This window comes from Cedecea sp. P7760, from assembly GCF_013386425.1.
Lineage (GTDB): Bacteria > Pseudomonadota > Gammaproteobacteria > Enterobacterales > Enterobacteriaceae > Cedecea > Cedecea selenatireducens.
The window spans coordinates 23,379-40,033 of sequence record NZ_JACARU010000043.1; the positions used below are offsets into that span (position 1 = coordinate 23,379).

Annotated in this window: 18 protein-coding genes; 8 read left to right on the top strand and 10 right to left on the bottom strand. The window is 54.3% G+C overall.

Annotation, left to right across the window (positions count from 1 at the left end; genetic code table 11):
• Positions 1 to 141 precede the first annotated feature (141 nt).
• Entirely contained in the window at positions 142 to 1,479 is a 1,338-nt protein-coding gene (locus HX778_RS15185) for a hemolysin family protein (protein ID WP_038476112.1), read from the top strand.
• A 59-nt stretch (positions 1,480 to 1,538) separates the two neighbouring features.
• Here HX778_RS15185 and HX778_RS15190 read toward each other — a convergent pair whose 3' ends face one another.
• A complete protein-coding gene (locus HX778_RS15190) occupies positions 1,539 to 1,745 on the bottom strand; it encodes a DUF1107 domain-containing protein (protein WP_008460430.1) in 207 nt (68 codons plus the stop codon).
• 325 nt (positions 1,746 to 2,070) lie between these two features.
• On the opposite strand from HX778_RS15190, the gene HX778_RS15195 reads away from it, so the two are divergent.
• Positions 2,071 to 2,625, top strand: coding sequence for a YtfJ family protein (locus HX778_RS15195; protein ID WP_038476115.1), 555 nt, complete (start codon positions 2,071 to 2,073; stop codon positions 2,623 to 2,625).
• Here the strand turns inward: HX778_RS15195 and cysQ are convergent.
• Positions 2,615 to 3,361 (bottom strand): 3'(2'),5'-bisphosphate nucleotidase CysQ, encoded by a 747-nt coding sequence (cysQ, locus tag HX778_RS15200; protein ID WP_038476118.1) that lies wholly within the window; start codon positions 3,359 to 3,361, stop codon positions 2,615 to 2,617. The genes HX778_RS15195 and cysQ overlap by 11 nt on opposite strands.
• Positions 3,362 to 3,562: 201 nt before the next feature.
• On the opposite strand from cysQ, the gene HX778_RS15205 reads away from it, so the two are divergent.
• Positions 3,563 to 5,494 (top strand): bifunctional 2',3'-cyclic-nucleotide 2'-phosphodiesterase/3'-nucleotidase, encoded by a 1,932-nt coding sequence (locus HX778_RS15205; RefSeq protein ID WP_176982441.1) that lies wholly within the window; start codon positions 3,563 to 3,565, stop codon positions 5,492 to 5,494.
• 5 nt (positions 5,495 to 5,499) lie between these two features.
• Here the strand turns inward: HX778_RS15205 and HX778_RS15210 are convergent, their stop codons facing one another.
• Positions 5,500 to 5,895 carry a helix-turn-helix domain-containing protein gene (locus HX778_RS15210; protein ID WP_038476124.1) on the bottom strand — a complete coding sequence of 132 codons (396 nt, stop codon included), beginning with the start codon at positions 5,893 to 5,895 and terminating at the stop codon, positions 5,500 to 5,502.
• A 92-nt stretch (positions 5,896 to 5,987) separates the two neighbouring features.
• Here HX778_RS15210 and HX778_RS15215 point away from each other — a divergent pair, with 92 nt between their 5' ends.
• The 3 genes from HX778_RS15215 (at position 5,988) to HX778_RS15225 (ending at position 8,812) form a co-directional block, all read left to right on the top strand.
• Complete coding sequence (locus HX778_RS15215; RefSeq protein ID WP_176982442.1) at positions 5,988 to 6,836, top strand: SDR family oxidoreductase; 849 nt, start codon at positions 5,988 to 5,990, stop codon at positions 6,834 to 6,836.
• Between the two features lie 108 nt (positions 6,837 to 6,944).
• Positions 6,945 to 7,766: an AraC family transcriptional regulator gene (locus HX778_RS15220; RefSeq protein WP_176982464.1), complete on the top strand. Its 822-nt coding sequence runs from the start codon at positions 6,945 to 6,947 to the stop codon at positions 7,764 to 7,766.
• An 80-nt stretch (positions 7,767 to 7,846) separates the two neighbouring features.
• Positions 7,847 to 8,812: a DMT family transporter gene (locus HX778_RS15225; protein ID WP_176982443.1), complete on the top strand. Its 966-nt coding sequence runs from the start codon at positions 7,847 to 7,849 to the stop codon at positions 8,810 to 8,812.
• 62 nt (positions 8,813 to 8,874) lie between these two features.
• On the opposite strand, the gene HX778_RS15230 is transcribed toward HX778_RS15225, so the two are convergent.
• Entirely contained in the window at positions 8,875 to 10,530 is a 1,656-nt protein-coding gene (locus HX778_RS15230) for a methyl-accepting chemotaxis protein (protein ID WP_176982444.1), read from the bottom strand.
• Positions 10,531 to 10,774: 244 nt separating this feature from the next.
• Here HX778_RS15230 and ytfE point away from each other — a divergent pair, with 244 nt between their 5' ends.
• Entirely contained in the window at positions 10,775 to 11,437 is a 663-nt protein-coding gene (gene ytfE / locus HX778_RS15235; protein WP_176982445.1) for an iron-sulfur cluster repair protein YtfE, read from the top strand.
• A gap of 72 nt (positions 11,438 to 11,509) precedes the next feature.
• On the opposite strand, the gene cycA is transcribed toward ytfE, so the two are convergent.
• Both cycA and fklB read right to left on the bottom strand, forming a co-directional pair.
• A complete protein-coding gene (gene cycA / locus HX778_RS15240) occupies positions 11,510 to 12,922 on the bottom strand; it encodes a D-serine/D-alanine/glycine transporter (RefSeq protein ID WP_038476142.1) in 1,413 nt (470 codons plus the stop codon).
• A 277-nt stretch (positions 12,923 to 13,199) separates the two neighbouring features.
• Entirely contained in the window at positions 13,200 to 13,820 is a 621-nt protein-coding gene (fklB, locus tag HX778_RS15245) for an FKBP-type peptidyl-prolyl cis-trans isomerase (RefSeq protein ID WP_038476145.1), read from the bottom strand.
• A gap of 274 nt (positions 13,821 to 14,094) precedes the next feature.
• Between fklB and HX778_RS15250 the strand changes: the two genes are divergently transcribed.
• A complete protein-coding gene (locus tag HX778_RS15250) occupies positions 14,095 to 14,691 on the top strand; it encodes an OapA family protein (protein WP_038476148.1) in 597 nt (198 codons plus the stop codon).
• A 231-nt stretch (positions 14,692 to 14,922) separates the two neighbouring features.
• Here the strand turns inward: HX778_RS15250 and rplI are convergent, their stop codons facing one another.
• Genes rplI through rpsF form a run of 4 tightly spaced genes read right to left on the bottom strand, consistent with a single transcriptional unit; the run spans position 14,923 to position 16,364 of the window.
• Complete coding sequence (gene rplI / locus HX778_RS15255) at positions 14,923 to 15,372, bottom strand: 50S ribosomal protein L9 (protein WP_008460412.1); 450 nt, start codon at positions 15,370 to 15,372, stop codon at positions 14,923 to 14,925.
• A gap of 41 nt (positions 15,373 to 15,413) precedes the next feature.
• On the bottom strand, positions 15,414 to 15,641 hold the full coding sequence (gene rpsR, locus HX778_RS15260; protein ID WP_000135199.1) for a 30S ribosomal protein S18: 228 nt from the start codon (positions 15,639 to 15,641) through the stop codon (positions 15,414 to 15,416).
• Between the two features lie 4 nt (positions 15,642 to 15,645).
• Positions 15,646 to 15,960, bottom strand: coding sequence for a primosomal replication protein N (gene priB, locus HX778_RS15265; protein ID WP_008460409.1), 315 nt, complete (start codon positions 15,958 to 15,960; stop codon positions 15,646 to 15,648).
• A gap of 8 nt (positions 15,961 to 15,968) precedes the next feature.
• Positions 15,969 to 16,364, bottom strand: a complete 396-nt coding sequence (gene rpsF / locus HX778_RS15270) for a 30S ribosomal protein S6 (RefSeq protein ID WP_038476158.1) — start codon at positions 16,362 to 16,364, stop codon at positions 15,969 to 15,971.
• Positions 16,365 to 16,655 lie beyond the last annotated feature (291 nt).

Sequence of the window (16,655 nt, forward strand, 5' to 3'; positions counted from 1 at the left end):
TAGCAGATCCCTTCCTTACGCTATACTACTCCTTGAATTTGCTGGCTCGTTCACAAAAGCGGCCAGCATTTCTTGTGTTTGACCCCTTAGATTTATCAACTTTTCCCTTCCGAGGACCTGGCCACAACAGCCAGATAAATTATGTTAAACAGTATTTTGATAATACTTATCCTTATTGCTATCAGTGCCTTTTTCTCAATCTCTGAGATCTCGCTTGCCGCCTCTCGCAAAATCAAACTTAAGCTGCTGGCCGATGAAGGCAACGTCAACGCGCAGCGTGTTCTGAAGATGCAGGAAACGCCGGGCATGTTCTTTACCGTGGTGCAAATTGGCCTGAACGCCGTGGCCATTCTCGGCGGTATCGTCGGCGATGCGGCCTTCTCACCGGCGTTTAAAATGCTGCTGGAGCGCTTTCTGGCTCCGGAACTCGCCGACCAGCTTAGCTTCATTATCTCCTTCACCCTCGTCACCAGCCTGTTCATTCTGTTCGCAGACCTCACCCCGAAACGCATCGGTATGATTTCTCCCGAAACGGTTGCTTTACGTATTATCAACCCGATGCGCTTCTGTCTGTTTGTTTTCAGACCTCTGGTGTGGTTCTTCAACGGCCTGGCTAACGTTATCTTCCGCATCTTCAAGCTGCCGATGGTGCGTAAAGACGACATCACGTCCGACGACGTTTATGCGGTGTTTGAAGCCGGTGCGCTGGCGGGCGTGCTGCGTAAGCAGGAACACGAGCTGATCGAAAACGTCTTTGAGCTTGAATCCCGTACCGTGCCGTCTTCCATGACCTCGCGTGAAAACGTGATTTGGTTCGACCTGCACGCCGACGAACAGAGCCTGAAGTCCACCATCGCCGAGCACCCGCACTCCAAGTTCCTGGTGTGTAACGGCGATATCGACCACGTGGTCGGCTACGTTGATTCCAAAGAGCTGCTGAACCGCGTGCTGGGCAACCAGAGTATGGCGCTGAACAGCGGCGTACACCTGCGTAACGCCCTGATTGTGCCGGACACGTTAACCCTGTCCGAAGCGCTGGAAAGCTTTAAAACCGCCGGTGAAGACTTCGCGGTTATCATGAATGAATACGCGCTGGTGGTGGGCATCATTACCCTGAATGACGTGATGACGACCCTGATGGGCGACCTGGTCGGCCAGGGTATGGAAGAGCAAATCGTTGCCCGTGACGAGAACTCGTGGCTGGTTGAAGGCGGTACGCCGATTGATGACGTGATGCGCGTGCTGGATATCGACGAGTTCCCGCAGTCAGGTAACTACGAAACCATCGGCGGCTTCATGATGTTTATGCTGCGTAAGATCCCAAAACGTACCGACGCGGTGAAATTCTCCGGCTACAAGTTTGAAGTAGTGGATATTGATAACTACCGCATCGACCAGCTGCTGGTCACGCGTATCGACAATAAGCCTGTCGCGCTGACGCCAAAGCTGCCTGATGGTGAAGAGCCTCAGGAGCAGTAAGCAAGCTCTACAAACACTAACGGCCCCTTCGGGGGCCGTTTTTTTTACAACGTTTGGGCCTAGCCCATGTCCGCCTGCAAACGCATCACCTGGCGGTTCACCTCGGACATCACCGAGTAATGTTGCTTATCCTTAACCTTCGGGACAAGGATTTTGCCCTTATCAAATTCGAAAGCGCCAACGTCCTTGATATACAACCGTCCGCGGAACAGGATCTTCACGTACTTCGCCACCTGAAGGGGGTTGTAACGTTGGAAAATTTTCATTGTTCTTTACTCCTGCATGTTAACGCCTCTGCGAGCCACATTTGGCCCGACAAGCTGAGGCGAAAAAGTTTGGTGCACGAAAACTATAGTCCAGATATCGAAGGTCACCTAGTGTGTAGAAGTTTTTTTACTAAAAGATTACAAAGTTGCAGAATAATATTTTTAAATGTAAAAAACGGCAGCGTAAGCCTTCAAATTTCAGGGTTATGTGCGTCAGCCCGCAAACTGGCATTTTGATTGCGGGACAGATGCTTATTCAGCACATATGCTTAAATCATCGACTCAAGTGGTCGGATCACCTGCTAACAACAATAAGGAGTCACCTATGACTTTGCGCGGAATGCTGGCGCTGTCTCTGCTGCTGCCGTTAATGGCCTCGGCCCATAACTTTGAGAACAACCAGCGGGTTTCTCCTATCGGTATTACCGACAGGGGCGAGCTGGTGCTGGATAACAGTAAGTTTAGTTATAAAAACTGGAATAGCGCGCAGCTCCCTGGGAAAGTGAGAGTCCTGCAGCATATTGCCGGGCGTTCGAGTGCAAAAGAAGAAAATGCGGCGATGGTCGAGGCGATTAAAGCGGCGAAATTCCCACACGATAAGTACCAGACCACGACGATTGTGAATACCGATGATGCTATCGTCGGCACCAGCATGTTCGTGCGCAGCAGTATCGAAAGTAATAAGAAAGAGTTTCCGTGGTCGCAGTTTATCGTCGACGGCAACGGCGTAGCGGCCAAAGCGTGGCAGCTGCAACAGGGCGGCTCCGCCATCGTGGTACTGGACAAGGAAGGGCGGGTTCAGTTTGCGAAAGACGGTCCGTTAACCCAGCAGGAAGTGCAGCAGGTTATCAGCCTGCTGCAAGGGTTGCTCAGTAAATAGAGACGCGGAAGCCGGGGTTAAGGAACGACTCGCGCGGGGTATAGTCCAGCGGCTTGCCCTGCCAGTCATGAACGTGCGCCCCGGCGGCGACCGCTACGGCATGGCCCGCGGCGGTATCCCAGATATTGGTTGGCCCAAAACGCGGATAAAGCTGAGCCTGGCCGTCCGCCACCAGGCAGAACTTCAGCGATGAACCAATGGCCGTGGTCTGATGCTCTCCCATCTGCTGGAGGTATTCTTTCAGCTCGCTGTCGCTGGCGGCGTGAGAACGGCTCACAACTACGCGAGGTGGGCGGGCGTCACGCACATGAATTTGGTTGCGAACGCCACACTCTTCCTTCCAGGCCTTCCCTTCTGCCGCGCTGTACATGATCTTCAGCACCGGGGCATACACAACGCCCATCACAGCTTTCCCACCGTCGATAAGTGCGATATTCACGGTGAACTCGCCGTTACGTTTAAGAAACTCTTTGGTGCCGTCTAACGGATCCACCAGCCAGTAACGCTGCCAGCCCTGGCGCGTATCCCACGACTGGGGATCCTCTTCAGACAGCACAGGGATATCCGGCGTTAAGGCCTTTAATCCTTTCAGAATAATGTCGTGCGCGGCAAGATCGGCGGCCGTGACCGGCGAATCATCAGTCTTATGCGTCGCCTCAAGCGGCTTCTCTCCCTCATAGACCTGCATGATAGCGACCCCGGCCTCGCGGGCCAGCTGGCAAATTTGTTCTAACATTCTCCACCTCGTGTTGTGTCTCTGCGCTACACCGAGCGAATAACTTATTGTTTTACTTATATCTCATTGCACCCCGATGCGCTATCTGTGAAGCATTTCCGGTTTAACGGGCAAATTTTCTGGCAGACTTCACAAAATTGTAAGCAACAGTCTGTATATACATTGCCCTTTGTGGCGTACCTCTAAAAAGGACATTTAAACATGATTAAGTTTAGCGCAACGCTTCTGGCGACGCTGATAGCCGCCAGCGTCAATGCGGCAACCGTTGACCTGCGGATCATGGAAACGACCGATCTGCACAGCAACATGATGGACTTCGATTACTACAAAGATACGCCTACTGAGAAGTTCGGTCTGGTACGCACAGCAAGTTTAATCAACGCTGCCCGCGGCGAAGTCACCAACAGCGTACTGGTGGATAACGGCGACATTATTCAGGGCAGTCCGCTGGGCGATTACGCGGCGGCAAAAGGCCTTAAGGCCGGGGAAACCCACCCGGTCTATAAAGCGCTGAATACGCTCGACTATACCGTCGGCAACCTTGGCAATCACGAATTCAATTACGGCCTCGACTTCCTGCATAAAGCCCTCGCAGGTGCGAAGTTCCCGTACGTTAACGCCAATATCATCGACGTGAAAACCCAGAAGCCGATGTTCACGCCGTACCTGATTAAAGAAACCGAAGTCAAAGACAAAGACGGTAAAACCCAAACGCTGCGCATCGGCTACATCGGCTTCGTGCCACCGCAAATCATGACCTGGGATAAAGCGAACCTGACCGGCAAAGTAACGGTGAACGACATCACCGAAACCGCCAGGAAATACGTGCCGGAAATGCGCAAACAGGGCGCGGATGTGGTGGTGGTGATTGCCCACTCGGGGCTTTCCAGCGAACCTTATCAGGCGATGGCCGAAAACTCAGTTTACTACCTCAGCCAGGTGCCGGGCGTGGACGCCATCATGTTCGGCCATGCTCATGCCGTGTTCCCAGGGAAAGACTTTGCCAATATTAAAGGGGCCGATATCGAAAAAGGCACCCTGAACGGTATTCCTGCCGTGATGCCGGGCATGTGGGGCGATCATCTCGGCGTGGTAGATCTGGTGCTGAACAACGACTCCGGCAGCTGGAAAGTCACCGGCAGCAAGGCCGAAGCACGGCCGATTTATGACAGCGTAGCTAAAAAGTCGCTGGCCGCAGAAGACGAGAAGCTGGTGAAAGTGCTGGAACACGATCACAACGCAACTCGTGAATTTGTCAGCAAGCCGGTCGGCAAGTCAGCGGACAACATGTACAGCTATCTGGCGCTGGTGCAGGACGATCCTACCGTTCAGGTGGTGAATAATGCGCAGAAAGCCTACGTCGAGAAATACATTCAGGGCGATCCGGATCTTGCCAACCTGCCGGTACTCTCCGCCGCAGCACCGTTCAAAGTGGGCGGACGTAAAAACGATCCGGCCAGCTTCGTTGAAGTAGAAAAAGGCCAGCTGACCTTCCGCAATGCCGCCGATCTCTACCTTTACCCAAACACGCTGGTGGTGGTGAAAGCGACCGGCAAAGAAGTAAAAGAGTGGCTGGAATGTTCCGCCGGGCAGTACAACCAGATCGACGTGAACAGCGCTAAGCCTCAGGAACTGATCAACTGGGACGGCTTCCGTACCTATAACTTCGACGTCATCGACGGCGTGAACTACCAGATTGACGTTAGCCAGCCGGCCCGCTACGACGGCGAATGCCAAATAGTGAACCCGAAGGCAGAGCGCATCAAAGATCTGACCTTCAAGGGCAAACCTATCGATCCGAACGCGGTCTTCCTGGTGGCGACCAATAACTACCGCGCCTACGGCGGCAAGTTTGCCGGCACCGGCGATAGCCACATCGCTTTTGCTTCACCGGATGAAAACCGCTCGGTACTGGCTAACTGGATCGGCGCTCAGGGCGAAATTCACCCTGCCGCAGACAACAACTGGCGTCTGGCGCCGATAGCCAGCAAGCAGCCGCTGGATATCCGCTTTGAAACCTCGCCAACCGACAAAGCAGCCGCGTTTATCAAAGAAAAAGGGCAATACCCAATGAAAAAAGTCGCTAACGACGACATTGGTTTTGCCATCTACCAGCTTGATTTAAGCAAGTAAGTCTCTCAGGCGTCCCGTTTTTCGCGGGACGCCATCACCTGCGGCAAATTCTCTTCTATCCAGTCGGCCAGCGCGGCCACTTTATCGGCAATTTCATGCCCCATCGGCGTCAGCGTGTACTCCACGTGCGGCGGCACAACCGGGTAAGATTTGCGATCTACAAAACCGTCCGCTTCCAGCCATTGCAGCGTCTGCGCCAGCATCTTCTCGCTCACGCCGCCCATCTTGCGCCTTAAATCGCTGAACCGATGAGTGCCGTCCTGTAATGCCACTAGAATTAAAACACCCCAGCGGCTGGTCACGTGCTTCAGCACGTCCCGCGATGGGCATTTATCGCTAAACAGGTTGCCGTTGCGCATTTGCTCACCCAGCGTCATGGGCGCTTCGCTGATTTCACTCATTTAACACTTACCTTTTTGTACGTACTTACTAAAAGTTAGTTAGGGTGTTAGTGTGGCACAACTTGTTCGAAACATCACCCAGGAGATTTATCATGATTGCGATTACCGGCGCATCCGGCCAGCTAGGCCGCCTTGTGATTGAAGATTTACTGAAAACGGTGAAAGCCGAAGATATTGTGGCCGTGGTGCGTAACCCGGCCAAAGTAGAAGATTTTGCCCGCCGAGGCGTGCAGGTTCGTGCGGCGGATTACGGCGACGTGTCAGCCCTGGCGAAGGCTTTCTCCGGCGTGGAAAAAGTGCTGCTGATCTCCTCCAGCGAGGTAGGTCAACGAGCCGTTCAGCACAGCAATATTATTGCCGCAGCAAAACAAGCGGGCGTTAAGCTCATCGCCTACACTAGCCTGCTGCATGCCGACAAATCGCCGCTGGCCCTTGCCGAAGAACACATCGTCACCGAGCAACAGCTCAAAGAATCCGGCGTAGCGTTCGTGCTGCTGCGTAATGGCTGGTATACCGAAAACTATCTGGCCAGCGTACCGCCGGCTATTCAGCATGGCGTGTTTATCGGCAGCGCCGGGGAAGGCAAAATCGCCTCAGCTACGCGTGCTGATTACGCGGCAGCAGCAGCTAAAGTCCTGACGCTGGATAACCAGGCGGGCAAAGTTTACGAGCTGGCGGGTGACCACGGCTGGACGCTAACGGAACTGGCGGCGGAAGTAAGCCTGCAAAGCGGCAAACCTGTGGTTTATCAGAACCTGGACGAAGCCGATTTTAAAGCTGCACTTCAGGGCGCAGGCCTGCCGGAAGGTTTCGCGGCGCTGCTGGCAAACTCCGATGCAGGCGCGGAAAAAGGCGGTCTGTTTGACGACGGCCACCAGCTCAGCAAGCTGATTGGCCGCCCAACGACCTCGCTCAGCGACAGCGTCAAAAGTGCCCTGTAGTTGTTAAAAACTGGTTGTTAAAATCTGGTTGTTAAAAACTGGTTAATAACTAGCCCTGCACGCGGACATCTCTATAATAACGGGAGAGTCCGCGTGGAGAGACAGAGCGTGCAGGGAGTTCCCGAGCAGTTTAGCGATGAGAGAGATAGCGCCCAGTTCCGGCATTTGCCACAGCTGCCGGGCGTTGAGCTCTATCATGCCCATATTGCGAAGTACGCCTTTGAACCTCACACCCATGAAGCCTTCGGCATCGGGGCCATCACCTGGGGAGCAGAACGCTTCCGCTATCGTGGCGAGCAGCTGGTTGCCCCCACGGATTCGCTGGTGCTGATGAACCCGGACGAGCTGCATACCGGCGAAGCCGCCAGCGAAGACGGCTGGCAGTACCGCATGATTTATCTTGAGCCCGATCTGCTGGAGTCGCTAACCGGGGAGAGAAGCTGGTGGTTTAACGCCGCCGTGAATCACGATCCCGCCCGCGCCCGCCAGGTTTCGCAGTTTATCGCTGGCCTGTGGCAGGCCGAAGACACGCTAACCCAGCAGGGGCTACTGCTCAACCTCGTCGAAGCTTTTCGGCCCTATGCGCGTCATCTGCCCGGACTCCATGAGGCGACCAACCGCTTCGCCCTGGTGCGCGAGTATCTCTACGATAACTACATGCACACCATCACCCTTGAAGATTTAGCGGCGCTGATGTCCCTTAGCCCTTACCATTTTCAGCGACAGTTCAAAGCCTGCTATCACGTCACCCCGCATCAAATGCTGATGGCTATCCGCCTGTGGCACGCCAAGCAGTTTCTTACCGACGGCATGCCTGCCGCTCAGGTTGCCGCCGCCAGCGGCCTGACGGACCAGGCGCACCTGACGCGGGCGTTTGCCCAGCGCTACGGCATTACCCCCGTGCGTTACCAAAAGCAGGTCACCCGCTAACAAGACAGCAACCTGGTACAATACGCCGTCGCGCTGCGCCCCTACACTGCGGCTAAATTGTGTTGTTGCAGGAAATGAAGATGTTAAGTGGTGTGTTGTACGCCCTGCTGGCGGGGCTGATGTGGGGATTAATTTTCGTTGGGCCGATTATTGTCCCGGACTACCCGGCGGCCCTGCAGTCGACCGGCCGTTATTTAGCCCTTGGGCTGATTGCTATTCCCATCGCCTGGCTTGGGCGCAAACGCCTGCGCGAGCTGAGCCGCCAGGACTGGTTTACCGCCCTGAAGCTCTCAAGCGTGGGGAATCTGATTTATTACGTCTGCCTGGCGAGCGCCATTCAACGTACCGGGGCGCCTATCGCGACGATGATCATCGGCACGCTGCCGGTCGTTATCCCTGTTTTTGCTAACCTGCTGTACAGCAAAAGGGATGGGAAGCTGCCGTGGCGGCGTCTTGCCCCGGCGCTGGTGGTGATTGCCGCTGGTTTGATCATGGTGAATACCGCCGAACTTCGCGGCGAGCAGGCCGATTTCAGCTGGTGGCGCTACGTGAGCGGTATTCTGCTGGCGTTTGTTTCGGTTGCCTGCTGGGCCTGGTATGCCCTGCGCAATGCCCGCTGGCTGCGTGAGAACCCGGACAAAAACCCGATGATGTGGGCCACGGTTCAGGGGCTTTCCACGCTGCCGTTTTCGCTTATCGGCTATATCGCCGTGTGCATCTGGATGGGCAGCCACGAGACGGACTTTACCCTGCCCTTCGGCCCGCGCCCTGAAGTGTTTATTACTTTGATGCTGGCGATTGCCATTCTCTGTTCGTGGCTGGGCAATCTGTGCTGGAACATCGCCTGCCAGCGCCTGCCGACGGTGATTGTCGGCCCGCTGATCGTCTTTGAGACCTTAGCCGGCCTGGCTTACACCTTTATGATTCGCCAAAGCTGGCCGCCGCTGTTAACGCTTTGCGGAGTGTTATGCCTGACGATTGGCGTGGTGCTGGCGGTGCGATCCAAACCAGAAAAAACGACGGTGGTTCAGGTTTCCGGGGCATAAAAAAGCCGGGGTTTAGCCCGGCCTGAGAGAAAGAGATCCCGGCTTAGCGTAGCCGGGATTTTTTAGAAGGTTTCCCAGTTCGCATCCGAAACCGGCATCGCCTGTTTTGTTTTCAGCTGCGGCGTTTTGGCCTGAGCAACTTTCACCTGCGCCGGAGAGCGACGGTTAATTTTAAACACCGCCACCGCTTCGTTAAGACGAGAAGCCTGCTCCTCAAGCGCAGATGCTGCGGCCGCGGACTCTTCTACCAGCGAGGCATTCTGCTGGGTCACGCGGTCCATCTCCGCCACGGCCTGCCCGACCTGATCGATACCCCGGCTTTGTTCGTCAGACGCAGAAGCAATTTCGCCCATAATATCGGTGACACGAGTAACGGCGCTGACGATTTCCGCCATCGTTTTACCGGCTTCATTGACCAGATCGGAACCCGCATTTACGCGCTCGCCGGAATCGTCAATCAGGGCTTTAATCTCTTTCGCCGCCTGCGCGCTGCGCTGGGCAAGTGTACGCACCTCACCGGCAACCACGGCAAAACCACGCCCCTGCTCGCCCGCTCTTGCGGCTTCTACCGCTGCGTTAAGGGCCAGAATGTTGGTCTGGAAAGCAATACCGTCGATCACGCTGGTAATTTGGGCAATTTTGCTGGAACTGGTGGCAATTTCGTCCATCGTCCGCACCACGCCTTCCACTACGTTACCGCCTTTCTTCGCGGTCGTGGAGGCATCCAGCGCAAGGCGTGACGCCTGGCGGGCGTTATCGGCATTTTGCTTCACCGTGGCCGTAAGCTGTTCCATGCTGGCCGCCGTTTCTTCCAGCGAAGCCGCCTGCTGCTCGGTACGAGAAGAGAGATCGTTGCTGCCAGCGGAAATTTCACCGGCACCGGTATAAATCGTGTCGGCGCCATCGCGAACCACGCTGACCGTATTCGCCAACGAGGCCTGCATCTCTTGTACGCTGCTTGCCAGCAGCGCCATTTCGTTTTTGCCCTGGGCCTCAATCGGCTGGGTCAGGTCGCCTGCAGCAATGGCACGAATATGGTCCATCACGTCACGCAGAGGCATCAGCAGGACGCGGCGCATCGCCACCCAGCTCATCACAATCACCCCAATCACGCCGAGCATGACGACGCCGAGGATCCACAGAATCCGCTGATAGTCGGCCTGATTATCGCGAACGCCTTCGCTGGAAAGCTCCGCCTGTTCGTCACGCCATTCACGGTAGACCTTCTGCATCGCAACCTGCTTCTGTTCCGCATTTTGCTTGAACATTTGCTCCAGGTTGCCCTGCGCGAGGAAGGTGTTCATTCTGGCGAGCGTGGAAGAGTAGTTGCGGTACTGCTCTTCCAGTTCATCGCTCAGGTGTGGACGTAAACCTGGGGTATCCGGCAGCGCCTGGTATTTCTCAAAATGGCTTTGCGCCTCCGCAAGCAGCGCGTTGGCCGTCGCGACGAGTTCCTGGAGCTGCCCGCCGTTAATCTGGTTGGCCATGCTGCCCTGAATGCGCAGCATGCCTCGGTTCAGCGTCACACGTGCCTGGTTAAGGCCTATCCAGGCGTCGGTAAATTCAGCCACGTTCTGGCTGGAAAGCTGAGAAACGGTGAAGTTGTTCTTATCGTTGTTGAGGGCATTGATGAAAACCGTGGCTGACAGTAGCTGCATAGCGCCCAGCACAATCAATACGGTAATGAGTAAGGTAATAACTTTCATTCTTTTAAACATGTGTAGCCTTTTCTTATGCAGGTATTGTCCGACGTCTAACTATCGGCAGCGTCCCCGGGTTATTTATGCTTCCCCTCCCAACAAACCACCATTTCTGGGGATTTTTTGTAATCATTCAGTATGTTAAGGAAAAAACTTTTTTTGTGATCCATGTCTCGCTATGAACGCTGCTCCGAAAGGGTTATAGTGCTCACATAAAGATGCATTTAAAATACATCTTATATTTCACTATGAGGAGCCTGCTATGGCCTACCGCGATCAACCCCTGGGCGAACTGGCGCTGACGATTCCCCGCGCCTCTGCGCTATTCCGTAAACTGGACCTGGATTTTTGCTGTGGCGGCAAGCAGACGCTGCTGCGCGCGGCAACACGTAAAGAACTCAACCTGGAAGACATTGAGGCTCAGCTCGCCGCGTTAGCCGAAGAACCGGCGGAGAAAGACTGGCGTGCAGCTCCGCTGGCAGAGATCATCGATCACATCATCGTGCGCTTCCACGACCGCCATCGCGAGCAGGTGCCGGAGCTGATTCTGCAGGCAACCAAGGTCGAGCGGGTGCACGCCGATAAGCCAAACGTACCGAAAGGGCTGGCAAAATACCTCACCATGCTGCATCAGGAATTGAGCAGCCATATGATGAAAGAAGAGCAGATCCTGTTCCCGATGATTAAACAGGGCATGGGCACTCAGGCCGCTGGGCCAATCAGCGTGATGGAAAGCGAGCATGATGATGCAGGCGAGCTGCTGGAGGTTATCAAACACACCACCAATAATGTGACGCCGCCGCCGGAAGCCTGCACGACGTGGAAAGCGATGTATAACGGGATCAATGAACTGATTGAGGACCTGATGAACCACATCAGCCTGGAGAATAACGTCCTGTTCCCAAGAGCGTTAAGCGGCGAATAACTACGATTTTTCCCTCACTAAAAACCTCTCCCTTTTGGGGAGAGGTTTTTTTTAGCACGTATTCTAACGCGTCTATTTCCGGATATTTGCCTGACGTTTCTTACTGATGAAAAGCCAGCCGGCGCCCAGCACCACGAACCACAGCGGCGTCACGATAAGCGCCTGACGGGTGTCGTCTTCAAGCGTCAGCAGAACAATCACAAAGACGAAGAACGCCATACACACCCAGCACATCAGCTTGCCCAGCGGCATTTTGTAGATGGACTTCTCATGCAGGTGAGGACGCTGTTTGCGGTACACCAGGTACGAGCAAAGAATAATAGTCCAGACGAACATGAACAGAATCGCGGAAACCGTGGTGATCATGGTGAAGGCAGCAATCACGTTCGGGTTCACGTAGAGCATCACCACGCCGCCCAGCAGGCAGATACAGGAGAAGGTTAACCCTTTCGCCGGCACCGCGCGTTTGGAGAGCTTGGCGAACGCTTTAGGCGCTACGCCGTCCTGCGCCAGGCCAAACAGCATACGGCTGGTAGAGAACACGCCGCTGTTCGCGGAGGAAGCAGCAGACGTCAGCACCACAAAGTTGATGATACTCGCCGCTGCCGGCAGGCCGACCAGCACGAACAGCTCAACGAACGGGCTCTTATCTGGCACAACGGAGCTCCACGGCGTCACCGACATGATGATGATCAGCGAGAAGACGTAGAACATAATGATACGCAGCGGGATCGAGTTAATCGCGCGCGGCAGTGATTTCTCCGGGTCTTTGGTTTCAGCCGCCGTGGTCCCCACCAGCTCAATGCCGACGAAGGCAAAGACCGCTATCTGGAATCCGGCAAAGAAGCCGCTGATACCTTTAGGGAACCAGCCGCCGTCGTTCCAGAGGTTATTAAAGGAAGCCTCAACGCCGGACGGAGAATGGAAGCTGGTCAGCACCATCACCAGGCCGATGACGATCAGCGCAACGATGGCGACGATTTTGATCATCGCGAACCAGAACTCCATCTCACCGAACATCTTCACGGTGGCCAGGTTCAGGCTCAGCAAGACCAGCACGACCGCCAGAGAAGCGACCCAGTCAGAAAGCCCGGGGAACCAGAACTGGGCGTAGGCGGTTATCGCTACCACGTCCGCCATGCCGGTCACCACCCAACAGAACCAGTACGTCCAGCCGGTGAAATACCCCGCCCACGGCCCCAGTAAATCCGCGGCAAAATCGCTGAACGACTTATATTCCAGATTCGATAGCAGCAGCTCGCCCATCGCTCGCATCACGAAGAACAGCATGAAGCCGATTATCATGTAGACGAAGATGATGGACGGCCCCGCAAGGCTGATGGTTTTGCCTGACCCCATAAACAAGCCGGTGCCGATGGCACCCCCAATGGCAATAAGCTGGATATGACGGTTTGTTAAATTACGCCGCAGCGACTGCTCGGTCGGAGCCTGAGCTTCGTCCGCGACTTTGACCTGATCTACCATGTTAGTATTTTCCTGTACCTGTCTGTTTTTTCAGGCTCTACTGGCCCGTGAACTGTTTTTACGTGATGTTGTTTGCGTGATACGAGGTAAGAATCGGCGGGATAAATAATAAGCACAAGGGTAATGTTAATTTTTTGTTTTATTTGAGTGTGAAATCGCATTCACAGCGGGATATGGCTCACAAAAATACCCGTAAAACGGGTTAATGCAAGATAAAATCACGCTAGTTTATTATCAGGCAATGCAAAACCCCGCGCTCGGCGGGGTTCTGAGGACTTTACAGAATTTCCAGCAGCTCGACTTCAAAGACCAGGGTGCTGAATGGCGGGATAGAAGCACCCGCACCGCGCTCGCCGTAAGCGAGGTTGTGTGGAATAGTCAGTTCCCATTTAGAGCCTACCGGCATCAGGGTCAGCGCCTCAATCCAGCCCGCGATAACGCCGCTTACCGGGAACTCTGCCGGCTCGCCACGCTGTACGGAGCTGTCGAAGACGGTGCCGTCGATTAGCTTGCCGGTGTAGTGCACGCGCACGTGGTCTTTACGGGCAGGAATCGGGCCGGTGCCCTGGGTGATAACACGGAACTGCAGGCCGGATTCGGTGCTGCTCACGCCTTCTTTCTCTGCGTTCTCCGTCAGGTATTTCTGGCCTTCTACAGCCAGCTCTTTCTGACGCTCACGACGCACTTCATCCGCACGCTCATGAACTTCACGCAGGGCGCGGTGTACAACGTCAACAGGAACGGCCGGGGCATTCCCTTCCAGCGCGTCACGGAGACCTGCGACCAGCGCTTCTGGCAGTAAACCTTGCAGGCCTGATTCACTCAGCTGCTGGCCTACCTGTAAACCAATACCGTAACTTGCTTGCGCTTCGACGCTGTCAAAAGAAGGGGTTGTCATGGATTTTCCTTTCATGATGTTTAAAAGCAAGCCCGAAGCATAACAGCGTCAATACGCAGGGTAAATGGCAACGGAGGAAAGGTGACAAATGCAAACGAAACGGGAACAATAGCTTAATCGGGCGTAAAATTGCGGTTTGCCGTCACGGAAACCAGGATTGCTTCAGGCATCAAGCAGTTAGCGTTTATACTCTACATAATTCGAGCTGTAGCCCACATACCAGCAGCTTGAAGTATGACGAGTCTATACTGGAAAAGTATTACTTCGAGGAGGGTTGCCAATGCAATTCGCTGTTAAACCATGGCTTACGCGGATTTGGCATGCACCTGATCATTTCCGCTTGATGGATCCGTTACCTCCCCTGCATCGCCGAGGCATTATCATTGGCTTTGCGCTCGTGATTCTCGGCTTCCTGCTGCCTGGCGCAGATGACGCCAGCCGTCCGGTCACGCGCGACGCGCAGCTTTCCGTGCAGTCCCAGTCGCCTATGCAGGCCGAACTCGCCCCCTCTTCAAATACCAGCAATGCACCGGCCACGCCGGTTGAGCCTCAACGGCTTGAGGAGCAAACTCAGGCTCCCGTCCCCCACGACAATAATGATATCGATCAGCAGTGGCGCTCTTATCGCGTAGCCTCCGGGCAGACAATGGCCCAGCTGTTCCGTGACCATAATTTACCGCCGGCAGACGTTTACGCCATGGCGCAGGTGGAAGGGGATAGCAAGCCGCTGAGTAATCTGCAAACCGGGCAGATGGTGCAAATCAGGCAAAATGCCAACGGCGTGGTGACGGGCTTAACGATTGATATCGGCAACGAACAGCAGGTGCTGTTTACCCGCCAGCCGAACGGCAGCTTTATTCGCGCGCAGTAAAAATTGAGACCTTAGAAAAGCAAAACGCCAGCACGAGGCTGGCGTTTTTAGACTGGTGACAAACAGCCGAAAAACGTGGTTTTCGGCTGTTTGGGGTAAACCAGAAGAGATACTTTATCTTCTTAATTCAACCCGCATTCAAACATTTCATCGAGATGAACTTCGCCACCAGTTCCTGAAAAGCAAAACGCCAGCACGAGGCTGGCGTTTTTACGAGCAGTGAATAATAAATTATTCAGCTACAACGTTTACAGTCAGTTTAGCGAATACTTCGCTGTGAACCTGGAAGTCCACTTCGTGCTCACCGGTGGTGCGCAGAACGCCGTTCGGCAGGCGAACTTCGCTCTTAGCAACAGCAACGCCAGCCGCAGTAACAGCGTCAGCGATGTCGCGAGTACCGATGGAACCGAACAGTTTACCTTCGTCGCCAGCTTTGGACGCGATGGTTACGGTTTCCAGTGCGTTGATTTTCTCAGCGCGAGCTGCAGCTGCAGCCAGAACGTCAGCCAGTTTAGCTTCCAGTTCTGCACGGCGTGCTTCGAAGAACTCAACGTTTTTCTTGGTAGCAGGAACAGCTTTACCCTGTGGTACCAGGAAGTTACGAGCATAACCCGCTTTAACGTTAACCTGATCACCCAGGCTACCCAGGTTTGCTACTTTATCAAGCAGAATAACTTGCATTACCTTATCCTCTCAAAGTCGTATTAATGGACCGTGACCGATTACTGATGACGATCAGTGTACGGCAGCAGAGACAGGTAGCGAGCGCGTTTGATAGCGCGAGCCAGCTGACGCTGGTATTTTGCACGGGTACCGGTGATACGGCTTGGGACAATCTTACCGCTTTCGGTGATGTAGTTTTTCAGCGTAGCGATATCTTTATAGTCGATCTCTTGAACGCCTTCCGCGGTGAAACGGCAGAACTTGCGACGACGGAAATAACGTGCCATATGGCTAGTCTCCAGAATCTATCAATTCAATCTGCTCGGCATGCAATACCACTTTGTTCAGGCCATTTTTCATCTGATGACAAGTAATGAACCCGTGAACCGTGATTTGCGTACCGACCGTTATACTGTGAGTAATGGCCTGGTTCGCGTGCCCGCTAACAATAACCGGCATTCGGCACCATGCCTGCCGGTTAAGACCGGCTTCCTCTTGCACAGAACGATGCTCAAGCACGAACTGGCAGTGTGGAATTCCTGAGGGGCTGACCTTGCGAAGGGGCGTCTTGCACACTGTGCCAGACAGCGCCAGGCGGTTGGCCATCATCAGAATTACTCTTCAGAATCCCCAGCATCTGCATCATCAGCGGTTTCGCTAGCGAAATCATCGCGACGCTCACGGCGCTCGTCTTTCGCTTTAACCATTGGAGATGCTTCGGTAACCGCGTGCTTAACGCGCATAACCATGCTGCGGATAACGGCGTCGTTGAAGCGGAAGTTAGTTTCCAGCTCATCGATCGCTTCCTGCGGAGCTTCAACGTTCAGCAGAACGTAGTGAGCTTTGTGCAGTTTGTTGATCGGGTAAGCCAGCTGACGGCGGCCCCAGTCTTCCAGACGGTGGATCGTACCTGCTGCTGCAGTGATTGCACCAGTGTAACGTTCGATCATGCCCGGAACCTGTTCGCTCTGGTCAGGATGGACCATAAAAACGATTTCGTAATGACGCATCGAATTGCTCCTTACGGATTATTCAGCCTCCTGTCAGGGTCAGCCGCGGCCCATGGAAGCAAGGAACGTGTTTGAATTGCGGCTGAAAAATTGACGCGTAATCATACTTATCCAGGCCACTAAACTCAAGGCCGCGAGCAAATTAATTCCCTTTATTTCTGCGGATGTCGCTAAGCATGTGAATTACAAAACAAACCGGCGGATCGCCTAAATATTTTGAAAGAGACCATCAGAAATGGTCACTTTTTATTCAGCCATCAGGGATTACACTTATTGATAACAGGCCGCCAC